Here is a 13,889-nt window from a genome sequence, read left to right as displayed (position 1 = left end):
TTGGCATAAAAATGCCCCCTTTCGTTAGTTTTAATTACGGTATATTTATATTATACCTCATTGTCTAACAAAAGGGGAGCATTTCATAAAGCGGCCCGATTGCTTTTTGTTTTGATTTTATGTCAGTGTTTAATTATAAGAACAATATACAATATATTGTGGCGATATAAACAAACGGTCACATATTATAGAAAATTTTTGTAATATTCTAATTTGTAATTATCCTAAAAAAATTGCTCAAATTAAACAAATAAAAAAATCTGTTTTTGTCAGTTTGACGATTGAATTAAACGCCTCTTTATGATAGAATAAAACTTGTGTTCGGCAATACATATACCACAATATATAGTGAAAATTATAAAAGTAACACTAAATATAGATATATATAGGAGTTATAAATACGGAGGAAGAGAAATGATAACAAAAATTATTAAGCGTGACGGACGAGAAGCGAATTTTGACACAGAAAAAATAACACAAGCCATTTATAAGGCTGCACAGGCAATCGGCGGTAACGATTATGATGCCGCAAAAGCACTTTCGGTACAGGTAAGAGATTTACTTGAGAAAAAGTGCGGAGATAAGGCTCCTACAGTTGAGCAGGTACAGGACGCTGTTGAAAAGGTGCTTATTGAAAACGGTCATGCAAGAACTGCAAAGGAATATATACTTTACCGTGCAGAGCGTACAAGAGTGCGTGAAATGAACACAAAGCTCATGAAGATTTATGAGGACCTTACTTTTAAATCAGCTAAAGATAACGATGTTAAGCGTGAGAACGCAAACATTGACGGTGATACTGCAATGGGTACAATGCTCAAGTACGGTTCAGAGGGCGCAAAACAGTTCAATGAAATGTACATTCTCGACCCTAAGTATTCTAAGGCTCATCGTGACGGTGATATTCATATTCACGATCTTGATTTCTTTACACTTACCACAACTTGTTGCCAGATTGACCTTGTAAGCCTTTTTAAAGGCGGTTTTTCAACAGGTCACGGCTATTTGAGAGAACCTAATGACATTGCGTCATATTCGGCACTTGCATGTATTGCAATTCAGTCTAACCAGAATGACCAGCACGGCGGTCAGAGTGTGCCTAACTTTGATTACTCAATGGCTCCGGGCGTTAAGAAAACATACAGAAAGCGTTACAGAATCAATCTTGAAAGAGCAATTGAACTTTTGACAGATGCCGAAGATCCTGACGCTACAGTAAAAGAAATCTGCGAAAAGGCAGAGGAGGCAAGCGGCGAATGGCCGACACTCGAAAATCAGACTCCTAATTATAAAAAGGAGGAGCTTGCACTTCTTAAAGAAAAGTTTGAAGACAGAGTTGCCGAGAAAATTCAGCGTTTTGCGTTTAAACATGCCGAGGCTGAAACAGATAAGGCTACTTTCCAGGCTATGGAGGCACTTATCCATAACCTTAACACAATGCATTCAAGAGCAGGCGCACAGATTCCGTTCAGCTCACTTAACTACGGTACAGATACTTCTCCGGAGGGCAGACTTGTTATGAAGAACCTCCTTTACGCTACGGAAAGAGGTCTTGGCAACGGTGAAACACCTATTTTCCCAATTCAGATTTTCAAGGTAAAAGAGGGCGTAAACTACAATCCGGAGGATAAGAACTACGATTTGTACAAACTTTCAATGAGAGTTTCTGCAAAAAGACTTTTCCCTAACTTCTCATTTATCGACGCACCGTACAATCTCCAATATTACAAGCCCGGTCATCCTGAAACAGAGGTTGCATATATGGGCTGCCGTACAAGAGTTATGGGCAATGTTTACGATCCTGACAGAGAGATTACATATGGCAGAGGAAACCTTAGCTTTACTTCAATTAACCTTCCAAGACTTGCAATTCTTTCAAATAAAAATATTGACTTCTTCTTTGAACAGCTTGACAGAATGTGCGATCTCGTTGTAGGTCAGCTTCTTGAGCGTTTTGAAATTCAGTGTCAGAAACTTGTCAGAAACTATCCTTTCCTTATGGGTCAGGGTATTTGGCTTGACAGCGACAAGCTTACTCCTAACGATTCTGTAAGAGATGTTTTAAAGCACGGCTCACTCACAATCGGATTTATCGGACTTGCCGAGTGTCTTGTGGTTCTTACAGGCAAACATCACGGCGAGAGCGAAACTTCACAAAAGCTCGGTCTTGAAATTGTCGGCTATATGAGAAAGAAGATGAACGAGGCTACCGAGAAGTACAAACTTAACTTCGGTGTTATCGGTACTCCTGCAGAGGGCTTGTCGGGCAGATTTGTAAGAATTGATAAAGAGCGTTTCGGAATTATTCCGGGTGTTACAGACAGAGAGTATTATACAAACTCTTTCCATGTACCTGTTTATTACAATATCTCCGCATTTGATAAAATTAAGATTGAAGCACCTTATCACAATCTTACAAATGGCGGTCACATCTCATATATTGAGCTTGACGGTGACCCGTCACAGAATATTGACGCATTTGAGGCTGTTATCCGTTGTATGAAAGAGAGCGGAATCGGCTACGGTGCAATCAACCACCCCGTTGACCGTGACCCTGTTTGCGGACATACAGGTATTATCGGTGATTATTGCCCGCAGTGCGGCAGAAAAGAAACTAAGAACGGTCAGGGATTTGAGCGTATCCGCAGAATTACAGGCTACCTTGTAGGTACAACAGAGCGTTTTAACAATGCAAAGGCAGCCGAGGTAAGGGATAGGGTAAAGCACTCTGTTTCCGAATGCTGCGGTATGGAAGATTTTTCCGATGATATTACAGCATAATTATGAGTAAAGATATTATAAGACTTTCAGGAGTTATAAAAAACAGCATAGTTGACGGCCCGGGTTTCAGACTTACAGTTTTTTGCCAGGGTTGTCCGCATCACTGCGAGGGCTGCCACAACGAAAAAACGTGGGACTTTGACGGCGGCTTTGACGGCAAGGTTGAGAAGATAATCAATGTCGCAAAGTCACTTCCGCTCTTGCAGGGACTTACTTTTTCGGGCGGCGAACCGTTTTGTCAGGCAGAGGCATTTGCAGAGCTTGGCAGACTTGCACACGAAAACGGCTATAATGTAGTTACATACACGGGCTATACTTACGAAAAGCTGCTTGAGGGAGCAGACAAACATCCCGAATGGATGGATTTGCTCAAACAGACGGACTACCTTATAGACGGCAGATTTATACTTGAAGAAAAGAGCCTGATGCTTAAGTTCAGAGGAAGCAGAAATCAGCGTATTATTGATGTGAAAAAGAGCCTTGAAAGTAATCGAATAGTTGAAAATTACGATATATAAACAAAACCTGCGTTGTTGAGTATAACGCAGGTTTTGTGTTTTGCTGATTTTTTCAAAAGTTAGAGCAACAGAGTATTTTGTAATTATTTGCTTTAAACTGTGCACTAAACCATAATAAACAAAATACGGACTGCACATAAAATGCAGTCCGTAAATATTTGAATTATGTGATTTGATTATTTAATAGCCTCAAATGCTTCCTGTAAATCGAAGAGAATATCATCAATATGCTCTGTGCCGATTGAAAGACGAATTGTATTTGGCTTAATGCCCTGCTCTGCAAGTTCCTGCTCGTTAAGCTGTGAGTGTGTTGTTGATGCAGGATGAATAGCAAGTGACTTAACATCTGCTACATTTGCAAGAAGTGAGAATACCTGGAGATTATCAATGAACTTCTTAGCGTCTTCTTCTGTACCCTTGATTTCAAAAGTAAAGATTGAACCGCCGCCGTTAGGGAAGTACTTATCATAAAGCGCCTTATACGGTGAGTTTGGAAGTGATGGGTGGTTTACGCTCTCAACCTGTGGGTGATTTACAAGGAATTCAAGAACTTTCTTTGTGTTTTCTACATGACGCTCAACACGGAGTGAAAGTGTTTCAAGACCCTGCAAGAAAATGAATGCGTGGAACGGAGAGATTGTAGCACCTGTGTCACGGAGAAGAATTGCTCTGATGTATGTTACAAATGCAGCACCCGGAGCAGCCTGTGTAAATACAGCACCGTGGTATGATGGGTTTGGCTCTGCAAACTGTGGGAATTTACCTGATGCAGCCCAGTCAAACTTACCGCTCTCAATAATTACACCGCCGATTGCCGTACCGTGACCGCCGATGAACTTTGTAGCTGAATGAACAACGATGTCTGCACCGTACTCAAACGGTCTTACAAGGTAAGGGGTTGCAAATGTGCTGTCAACAACAAGCGGAATATTGTGTGCGTGTGCAATCTTTGCGAGAGCCTCAATATCAATAAGGTTAGCATTTGGATTGCCGAGTGTTTCAATGTAGAGAGCCTTTGTATTCTCGTCAATAGCGTTTTCAAAAGCACCCTCTTCATCAGGATCAACAAATGTTGTTGTAATGCCGTAAGCAGGAAGTGTGTGTTCGAGAAGGTTATATGTGCCGCCGTATATTGTCTTTGCAGCTACGATGTTCTCGCCTGCTTTAGCAAGAGCCTGAATTGTATATGCGATTGCAGCTGCGCCCGAAGCTACTGCAAGAGCGGCTGTACCACCCTCAAGAGCTGCAATTCTTTGCTCAAAAATATCTTCTGTAGGGTTTGTAAGTCTGCCGTAGATGTTGCCTGCATCTTTAAGTGCAAAACGATCTGCGGCGTGCTGGCTGTTGTGGAATACATAAGAAGTAGTTGCGTAAATCGGAACTGCTCTTGCATCTGTTACCGGGTCTGCTGATTCCTGTCCTACATGAAGCTGAAGTGTTTCAAAGTGTAATTTTCTATCTTTTAATGTGCTCATTTTATTTACCTCTTTCAATAATTAATTTAGTTTGTTACAATGTTATAATAAAAATAATGTAGTAATGTATTTGTTGCGTCAGCAACAACATCCAGAGGTACTGCACATTCGTCCGTATCGGTAGTTCTGTCTTAATAGATTTACAAATAATAGAAGCATTAGAATTCTCCTTTGCTAAAACTTACTAATTACATAGGTTTAATGTGATTGTATATTATCATATAATTTACCCGTTGTCAATACTATTTTTTAAATTTTTAAAAATATATTTGTTTAGTAGGTTTTTAGAGCAAAATTTGCCGGTTTTATAACATATTTGTAGAATTATAAGCGGCCAATATACCTATAGAAAGATAATTAAAATATAAATCGGATAAAAAACAACTTGAAAACCTACTAAATATATGTTATTATTATGTTATAGATGAATGCTATATTTTTGCAAATACTTAGTAAAAGGTGGTGTTAATTTGAAAATTTCTACAAAGGGAAGATACGCACTGCGAATGCTTATAGATTTGGCAATGCACCAGAATGACGGTTACATTGCACTTAAGGATATTGCGGCTCGTCAGAATATTTCAAAAAAATATCTTGAGCAGATTATGCCTATTCTTAATAAAGCCGATGTGTTACTTACAAACCGTGGATTTCAGGGTGGATACCGCCTTGCAAGAACTCCCGACCAATATACGGTAGGCGAGATTCTCCGCATTACAGAGGGCAGCCTTGCTCCTGTTGCTTGTCTTGACCATGACCCGAATACTTGCCCTATGAGTGATGAATGTATTACTTTACCTGTATGGCAGGGTCTTAACGAAGTCATTACAAAGTATCTTGACAGTATTACAATTCAGGATATTATTGACCATCAGGCCGAAAGCATTGGCAATGACTATGTAATATAATAGTATATAAGTTTATAGAAAAAATTATAAAGCCATCTTTGATTTTATCAGTCAAAGATGGCTTTGTTTGTTAATTAGTTTTTTATTGTTTAGGCAAATAATGTTTTAACACACAAAGTTTAGTTTTGAAAATTTAGCTTTTGCGTTACTTTGTTGCCTGAACGATAATCAGCTAAAGCATAAATTTCTCCCAAAAACTTTTGATAAAAGCCCAAAATAACAGACCACAAAGCCGAAGTAAAATTCCGTCTTTGTGGTCTGTTAAAAAATACCTAAATAATTTATTACAAGGGATAGATATTAAAAATTATTTATCTGAGAACATTGGAGTTGAAAGGTAACGGTCGCCTGTATCGGGAAGAAGCGCTACAATTATCTTACCCTTGTTTTCAGGGCGTTTAGCAAGCTCGGTTGCCGCATATACTGCCGCACCTGAAGAAATACCTACAAGCACACCCTCTGTACGGGCAATAGCCTTGCCCGTTGCAAATGCGTCATCGTTTTCTACTGCGAAAATTTCGTCATATACATTAGTATCAAGGGTTTCGGGAACAAAGCCTGCGCCGATACCCTGAATTTTGTGAGGACCTGCCACACCCTTTGAAAGTACAGGTGATGTAGCCGGTTCAACTGCAACAATTTTTACATTTGGATTTTTTGACTTAAGATATTTACCTACACCTGTTACGGTACCGCCTGTACCTACGCCTGCAACAAAAATGTCAATCTTGCCGTCTGTATCCTCCCAGATTTCAGGACCTGTTGTTGCAAAGTGAGCGGCAGGGTTTGCCTGGTTTACGAACTGACCAGGAATAAAGCTGTGCGGAATTTCACTTGCAAGTTCGTCAGCCTTTGCGATAGCGCCCTTCATACCTTTTGCACCGTCAGTAAGAACAAGTTCTGCGCCGTAAGCCTTAAGAAGATTTCTGCGTTCGATACTCATTGTTTCAGGCATTGTAAGAATAATTCTGTAACCTCTTGCGGCTGCTACCGCTGCAAGACCGATACCTGTGTTACCGCTTGTAGGCTCAATGATTACAGAATCAGATGTAAGCAAGCCTTTTTCTTCCGCATCATCAATCATAGCCTTTGCTACTCTGTCCTTAACACTTCCTGCCGGATTAAAATATTCAAGCTTTGCAAGTACAGGTGTGTCAAGTCCCTGTGCAGCAGAGTAATTATTGAGTTTCATAATAGGTGTTCTGCCAATGAGGTCAGTGATTTTCTCGTAAATTTTCATAATGCATTCTCCTTTATAATATAATGTTTATAGTAATGTCCGTAATTGAAATTTAATCCTTATTAAACCTACATAAATTATAGGTATTATTATAGCACCGCAATATTGCATTGTCAACACTTAAATATAAATATTTCCGAAAAAAATAATAAATATCGAATTTTTAATGCTGATATGCAATATGTATAGAAATACAACGGGATTTTTTATAAACAAAATTATAAATATAATTGCAAATTTTTACAATATATGTTAAAATTAGAGCAATAATAAGCAAACGGATTTACCGTGAAATTTAAAAGAAGGTGTATAACTTTGAAAAAATGTTTTTCGATTGTACTGACTGTACTTATGGCGGTGATAGCTTTTACAGCTTTTTCATCAGTTAATGCTGTTTCTGTCGAAAGTAATCAATCGGTACATACTAACCAAACAGCGGACTTAGGAATACCTCCGCTTGACTTCGGCGATTCAAATGACTATGACAGCGGTGGTTCTGATTGGGGCGGCAGCTCTGACTGGGGCGGCAGTTCCGATTGGGGTGACAGTTCTGATTGGGACAGTTCAGACCACAGCAGTTCCGAAAGCAGCGGAGAAGGTCTTGGATTTGGCGGAACGTTAGTTGTTTTCCTTGTAGTTATCGGTATAGTTGTTTACAGCATGATAAGGAGCGAAAAGGACAGCAAAAGAACAACTAAAAGAACAACTACTACTGTTGGAAGATCACAGACAATTCAGCAGTCGGCAGGCAGAAATATTACACTTCCTGACCGTACGGCACAGATTTCAGACCTTATCAAGCAGAATGATCCGAACTTCTCGGCAGAAGATTTCCTATCATTCTCAAGATATGTATATGTTACCATTCAGGACGCTTGGAGCAAGCGTGACCTTTCACCTGTAAGAATTTATTTACACGATAATCTCTACAATCAAACTCAAAAACAGATTGATCGCAAGATTGCAAACGGCGTAATCAATAAGATTGAAAATGTAGCCGTAAGTACAGCTTATCTTACAGCGTATCGCAGAGATAAAGAATTTGAGTATGTTACAGTTTATCTCAATGCCCGTCTTACAGACTATGAGATAAACGAAAAGACCGGTCAGGTTCTCCGTGGAGATCCTAATGCAAGATACGAGTTGAGGTACACACTTCGCTTTGCCCGTAATGCAAGCATTAAGACCACAAGTGCAAACAGTCAGACGCTTAAGTCACACAGTTGCCCGAATTGCGGTGCTCCTCTTGAAATGTCAAGTTCCGGCAAGTGCGAATACTGCGGAAGTACAATTACAACAGGTCAGTATTCATGGGTACTCAGCGAATATTCTTCTATTCGTAACGATACTGTTGATCAAGGCATTTATATTGAAAAAGATAACAATGCTCAAAACAATACAAATAATAATCAGTAATTTTTTATTGCTGTTCGGGACCGGGATTTTTCCGGTCCCGATTTTTGTATTTAATCTGTAAATATTTTTTTATATAATGGCAAAATAAAGCTATAAACAAAGTTGTTTTTTACATAATGTATCAAATACTTGCATTTTTTTAACTTGTGTGTTATATTGTAAATAAATGATTTGTTAATCAATATTTCTAAGTACAAGGTGATATTATGGATTACAAAATTATTGCACTTGACATTGACGGTACTCTGACTAACTCTCAAAAAGAGATTACTCCACGCACTCGATACGCTATTATTGACGCTCAAAAAATGGGCAAAAAGGTTGTAATCGCTTCGGGCAGACATCCTATGGGGATTCAGAGCATTGCAAGAGATTTATTGCTTGACCGCTATGAGGGTTATATTATGGCTTTCAACGGAGGAAAAATTCTTGATTGTACTACCGGACAAACTATTGTAAGTAAGGATTTTCCGAAGGAATACCTTTCCGACATACTCGGTGTGTTGAAAGAATCAAATCTTTCTGTTCATACCTATGATGATAAGAAAATCATTACAGGCGGCACTTTGAATGATTATTCAAATGTTGAAAGAGATATTCTCAAAATGGAAATGGTTGTTGTGGAAGATTTTGCGGCGAATATTCCTGAAAAAATCAATAAACTTTTACTTTCGGGCGAACCTGCCGAAATTGATAAATATAACGAAATTCTTGCAAAACGCTATGACGGTTTGCTTGATGTGTATAAGAGCGCACCGTACTTCCTCGAGATTATGCCTTTTGGCGTAACAAAGGGTTCTATGCTGCCTATGCTGCTTGAAAAACTCGGTTTTACAAACGAAGAGATGATTGCTTTTGGCGACAATTACAATGATATAACTATGATTGGCTATGCGGGTCTTGGAGTTGCTATGGGCAATGCAGAGGAAGATGTAAAAAAGATTGCAAATTATGTCTGCGAGTCAAATGATGATGACGGAGTTGCAAAAACACTTGAAAAATATGTTTTGAAAAGTAATATATAATTTGTAGTTGTGATATATAAAAACTCTCTGAATTTAATCGGAGAGTTTTTTGCTTTGTCGAAAAATCTGTCTGCTTTTTAAAAAAACAGCACTTTGTTCACTTTTTTGTATAAATTACATAAAACAAGTATTAAATGTTTGGAAGCACAGATTTCTAATAATTCTAAATCAGAAAAAAAATCGTTAATAACTATTTTATAATTATATGTAGATGTTAAATTTTGATTTTAACGGAAAATGGAGGAAAAGCTATGACAAAGGTAAAAAAACTCATTGCTTTAATGCTCGTTGTCTGCATTGCGGCAACAGTGGGAATTGTGTCGGTTTCGGCTGCTACTGTTGACGATGCTGAGTCAGTTCAGGCTAAATACGACGGTATTAAAGTGCATGTGTATTCTGAAGACGGCGCACCGAACATCTATTATTGGAACAGCCTTCCGCAGAATATCGCAACAGATTACCCCGGTCCTAAAATGACCGCCGAGGGTGATAACAGCTACTGCTACACATTCGACAATGTAACAAAAATCAATATGATGTTTGTTACAAACGGCACTCAGTCTGCTGAAACAACAAGAAACAGCGGCGAGTGGTGGTACAAAAACGGAAGATGGTCTTCTAAGTCTTGGAATGATTTTGATGACTGGCAGAGAACGGATCTTCGTGAAGATTCAATTTACTTTGTAATCACAACTCGTTTCTATGACGGTGATACAGGCAACAATGTTCATTGTTGGGACGACCAGCAAGCTAACAACCCTGATTCAGACCCTGCTTGGAGAGGCGACTTTAAGGGTCTTATCGAAAAACTTGATTACATCAAGGCTTTAGGCTTCAGTGCAATTTGGATTACTCCTGTTGTAACAAATGCGTCAGGTTATGACTATCATGGCTATCACGCATTCGATTTCTCAACTGTTGATGTTCGTTATGAGAGTGACGATGTTAAATATCAGGATCTTATCGATGCTGCACATGAAAAAGGTATGAAGATTATTCAGGACATAGTTATCAATCATACAGGTAACTTTGGTGAGGCTACTCTCGCTCCTATGTTTACAAAAGAGTATAACACACTTAAGGATCTTGAATCTGTTAATTGTATGGTTCCGATTCCTGATTCGGATTTTGCAAAAACATTCCCTGACTATGACAGTCTTGCTCCGGGTTATCAGTATCAGGCAAGACTTAATATAATGAAGGATACTAAGGCTCTTGATTCAGGCGATCATGACACGGAAAATAACTATCATCATTATAAAGACCTTAGCTGGGAAAGCCCAACTGTACAGACAGGACAGATTGCCGGTGACTGCGTTGATGTAAACACAGAAAATCCAAAGGTTGCAGAGTATCTTAACACTGTTTACGGCGATTATATCAACATGGGTGTTGACGCATTCAGAATGGATACCGAAAAGCATGTATCAAGACTTACTCTTAACCAGTTCTATTTCCCATCATGGCTTAAGACAGGCGGAAAGAATTTCTATGTATTCGGCGAGGTTTGTACTCGTGTAAGCGAGTTTTGGAATCATAATATCCCTGCAATTTCTGCTCCTTTCTATACTTGGGCAGAAACAGACAGCAAGTATATCAATGCTCTCGGCGATGATCAGCTTGAAAATGTAAACCTTACAAATGCTCACTATGCAAGCAATTCATCTACAAGTAATCAGCCAACTTCTGATAATGTTTATCTTAATGGTATTACATATCATACTCCTGATTACAGTAAGGGCAATGGCACAGGCGTTATTGACTTCCCAATGCATTGGAACTTCTCTACTGCCAGCAATGCATTTACCCGTGCTCTTGAAGAGGATCCATATTATAATGATTCAACATGGAATGTAACTTATGTTGACTCCCATGACTACGGTCCTGATATGGATACTCGTTATAATGGCGGTACTCAGGCTTGGGCAGAAAACCTTTCACTTCTCTTTACATTCCGTGGAATTCCATGTCTATACTATGGTTCAGAAGTTGAATTCCAAAAGGGTGTAAGTATAGACCTTGGTCCAAATGCTCCTCTTTCAACTTTAGGTCGTGCATATTTCGGCGATTATCTTGAGGGTGATGTTTCAGCTACTGATTTCGGTGAATATAGCGCATCGGGAACAGTTGCCGAAACTCTTAATTCTCCGCTTGCTGTTCACCTTAAACAACTGAATATGATTCGTAGGGCAGTACCTGCTCTCCAGAAAGGTCAGTATACAAAGGACAGCGAATATGTAACTGGTAATATGGCATTTATCCGCCGTTATACAAATTCAAGCGAAGGCGTAGACAGCCTTGCACTTGTAACTATTTCAGGCGGCGCTACATTCAAGAACATTCCTAACGGCAAGTATATTGACGCTGTTACAGGTGATGTTAAGACTGTTACAAACGGCACACTTACAGTAGGCAGTATCGGTAAAGCCAACATGAGATGCTATGTAGCTTGCGGTTCAGGCTTCACAGGCATTGACGGTAAGATCGGTACAAACGGTACATATCTTAAGTAATTAAATAATTATAATTACAACTAAGAGGATGGAGTAAAATTCATCCTCTTTTTGTATATATTTGCAGATAAATGAATATTTTTGCTAAAATGTATATAAATATGACATAATCTTAATTATAAATAAGACACTTTAAAGCATTTTGTATCTTTTCTTTTGCTTTAAAATGTGATATAATGTTCTTTAATGGTAATTATAAATTTACTAATCTTTATTGTAGGAAGTGATTTTGATGGGCAGTTATTCAGATAACACACCGGCTATCCATGACTTGGCACAAAAAATGATCTCAAATTCGATGATCGATACAAGTCTTTATTCAAAGTATAATGTTAAGAGAGGACTTCGTGACCTTGACGGTAAGGGTGTATTAACAGGCCTTACAGATATTTCCACAATTATCCAGAATAAAGAAGTTGACGGTAAGCTTGTTCCTTGCGACGGTGAGTTGTATTATCGTGGATATAATGTAAACGATATTGTTGGCGGTATTCTTGAGGATGATCGTTTTGGTTTTGAAGAAGTTGTTTACCTTCTTCTTTTTGGCGAAATGCCAAATGTCGCACAGCTTAAGGATTTCAAGGATTTGCTTGTAAAATACAGAACTTTACCGCAGAACTTTGTTCGTGATGTTATTCTTAAAGCACCGAGTGAAGATATGATGAACTCGATTGCTCGAAGCGTACTTACTTTGTTCTGTTACGATGATAACCCTAATGATACATCGGTAGATAATGTTCTTCGTCAGTGTATTCAGCTTATTTCAGTATTTCCAATGCTTTCGGTTTACGGTTATCATGCATATAACCACTATCTCCGTGACAAAAGCCTTTATATTCACCGTGCAGAGCCTACTATGTCCACAGCGGAGGTTATTTTGTCATTACTTCGTCCTGACAGAAAATACACACCGCTTGAGGCAAAAGTTCTTGATATGGCGCTTATTCTTCATATGGAGCACGGCGGTGGTAACAACTCTACATTTACAACTCATGTTGTAACTTCTTCCGGTACAGATACTTATTCGGCAACGGCAGCGGCTTTGGCATCTCTTAAAGGTCCTAAGCACGGCGGTGCAAATGTTAAAGTATTCTATATGTTTGAGGATATTAAAAAGCACATAAAAGACTGGAAAGATGACGAAGAAATTGCAGATTACCTTGAAAAAATACTCGAAAAGCAGACATTCGACAGAATGGGTCTTATCTATGGTATGGGTCACGCTGTTTATACAATTTCTGACCCTCGTCAGATTATTCTTAAGGGCGCAGTTCAAAAACTTGCAAAAGCAGAAGGCTATGATGAGGACTTTGAACTTTATGAGAGAGTAGAAAGACTTGCTCCGCAGGTTATCGGCAAAAAGCGTAAGATTTATAAAGGCGTTGCGTCCAATGTCGATTTTTACAGCGGCTTGCTTTACAGTATGCTTGACATTCCTTGTGAGCTTTATACACCGATGTTCGCTACAGCCAGAATTGCAGGTTGGAGCGCACACAGACTTGAGGAAATCGTAAATGGCGGTAAGATTATCCGTCCTGCTTATATGAGTATTTCTACAACAAAGAATTATACTCCACTTGATAAAAGATAATATTAAAAATTTAGGCGGATACTTGCAAAGAGTACCCGCCTATTTTTTCGTAAAAGTTATGGTTTGGCTGATTGCTTTATCAAGCAATTATAAAAGTTTGGTCGACCTTTTCAAAGGTCGTGGGTGTGGGCAAAGCCCACAAATACTTTCCGCTTACGCAATCTAACGATGGCCAAACAGCTCGCTGTTTGGCGGCTTGAACACAACGGCGTTAGACTTTAAATGCGAAATCAACAATAAAAGACATTCGATATATAATGAAAAGTTAATCATTTCTTTTATAAAAGGCTATCGCCTGTTTTAACAAACTTAGTTTTAGCACGCAAACAGCGTGGCTGTTTGCGTCTGATAAATTGTTATATCGGAAGATTTTTATGGGCGCTGCCCAAACCCGCAATTTTTGAAAAAATTGAGTAAACTTT

Annotated in this window: 9 protein-coding genes; 7 read left to right on the top strand and 2 right to left on the bottom strand. The window is 38.9% G+C overall.

All coding sequences use genetic code 11. The features are described 5' to 3' along the window. Nucleotides 1-414: 414 nt before the first annotated feature. Nucleotides 415-2,781, top strand: coding sequence for an anaerobic ribonucleoside triphosphate reductase (locus tag I2E21_RS11800; RefSeq protein WP_195411448.1), 2,367 nt, complete (start codon nucleotides 415-417; stop codon nucleotides 2,779-2,781). 2 nt (nucleotides 2,782-2,783) lie between these two features. Further along, complete coding sequence (nrdG, locus tag I2E21_RS11795; RefSeq protein ID WP_178587033.1) at nucleotides 2,784-3,299, top strand: anaerobic ribonucleoside-triphosphate reductase activating protein; 516 nt, start codon at nucleotides 2,784-2,786, stop codon at nucleotides 3,297-3,299. Nucleotides 3,300-3,475: 176 nt separating this feature from the next. On the opposite strand, the gene I2E21_RS11790 is transcribed toward nrdG, so the two are convergent. Continuing rightward, the gene (locus I2E21_RS11790; RefSeq protein ID WP_195411447.1) at nucleotides 3,476-4,774 is read right to left on the bottom strand and encodes an O-acetylhomoserine aminocarboxypropyltransferase/cysteine synthase family protein; all 1,299 of its coding nucleotides are present in this window, start codon (nucleotides 4,772-4,774) and stop codon (nucleotides 3,476-3,478) included. Nucleotides 4,775-5,244: 470 nt separating this feature from the next. Here I2E21_RS11790 and I2E21_RS11785 point away from each other — a divergent pair, with 470 nt between their 5' ends. After that, nucleotides 5,245-5,682, top strand: a complete 438-nt coding sequence (locus I2E21_RS11785) for an Rrf2 family transcriptional regulator (protein WP_195411446.1) — start codon at nucleotides 5,245-5,247, stop codon at nucleotides 5,680-5,682. Nucleotides 5,683-5,989: 307 nt separating this feature from the next. On the opposite strand, the gene cysK is transcribed toward I2E21_RS11785, so the two are convergent. Then, the gene (cysK, locus tag I2E21_RS11780) at nucleotides 5,990-6,922 is read right to left on the bottom strand and encodes a cysteine synthase A (RefSeq protein WP_022234578.1); all 933 of its coding nucleotides are present in this window, start codon (nucleotides 6,920-6,922) and stop codon (nucleotides 5,990-5,992) included. A gap of 315 nt (nucleotides 6,923-7,237) precedes the next feature. Here cysK and I2E21_RS11775 point away from each other — a divergent pair, with 315 nt between their 5' ends. From I2E21_RS11775 to I2E21_RS11760, 4 genes are all read left to right on the top strand, one after another. After that, nucleotides 7,238-8,338 carry a Tim44-like domain-containing protein gene (locus tag I2E21_RS11775; RefSeq protein ID WP_195411445.1) on the top strand — a complete coding sequence of 367 codons (1,101 nt, stop codon included), beginning with the start codon at nucleotides 7,238-7,240 and terminating at the stop codon, nucleotides 8,336-8,338. A gap of 206 nt (nucleotides 8,339-8,544) precedes the next feature. After that, entirely contained in the window at nucleotides 8,545-9,363 is an 819-nt protein-coding gene (locus tag I2E21_RS11770) for a Cof-type HAD-IIB family hydrolase (protein ID WP_195411444.1), read from the top strand. A gap of 251 nt (nucleotides 9,364-9,614) precedes the next feature. Beyond that, nucleotides 9,615-11,876, top strand: a complete 2,262-nt coding sequence (locus tag I2E21_RS11765; RefSeq protein ID WP_195411443.1) for an alpha-amylase family glycosyl hydrolase — start codon at nucleotides 9,615-9,617, stop codon at nucleotides 11,874-11,876. Between the two features lie 232 nt (nucleotides 11,877-12,108). Then, nucleotides 12,109-13,467, top strand: coding sequence for a citrate/2-methylcitrate synthase (locus I2E21_RS11760; RefSeq protein ID WP_195411442.1), 1,359 nt, complete (start codon nucleotides 12,109-12,111; stop codon nucleotides 13,465-13,467). The last annotated feature ends 422 nt before the right edge of the window (nucleotides 13,468-13,889 follow it).

Origin of the sequence: Ruminococcus sp. BSD2780120874_150323_B10 (genome assembly GCF_015553695.1) — a bacterium.
Lineage (GTDB): Bacteria > Bacillota > Clostridia > Oscillospirales > Acutalibacteraceae > Ruminococcoides > Ruminococcoides intestinale_A.
This window is presented reverse-complemented; position numbering and strand designations above follow the sequence as displayed.

Bases quoted from the DNA above. Each gene is read 5' to 3' on its own strand.
- I2E21_RS11800 (WP_195411448.1), top strand. From the start codon at position 415: ATGATAACAAAAATTATTAAGCGTGACGGACGAGAAGCGAATTTTGAC.
- nrdG (WP_178587033.1), top strand. From the start codon at position 2,784: ATGAGTAAAGATATTATAAGACTTTCAGGAGTTATAAAAAACAGCATA.
- I2E21_RS11790 (WP_195411447.1), bottom strand. From the start codon at position 4,774: ATGAGCACATTAAAAGATAGAAAATTACACTTTGAAACACTTCAGCTT.
- cysK (WP_022234578.1), bottom strand. From the start codon at position 6,922: ATGAAAATTTACGAGAAAATCACTGACCTCATTGGCAGAACACCTATT.
- I2E21_RS11770 (WP_195411444.1), top strand. From the start codon at position 8,545: ATGGATTACAAAATTATTGCACTTGACATTGACGGTACTCTGACTAAC.
- I2E21_RS11765 (WP_195411443.1), top strand. From the start codon at position 9,615: ATGACAAAGGTAAAAAAACTCATTGCTTTAATGCTCGTTGTCTGCATT.
- I2E21_RS11760 (WP_195411442.1), top strand. From the start codon at position 12,109: ATGGGCAGTTATTCAGATAACACACCGGCTATCCATGACTTGGCACAA.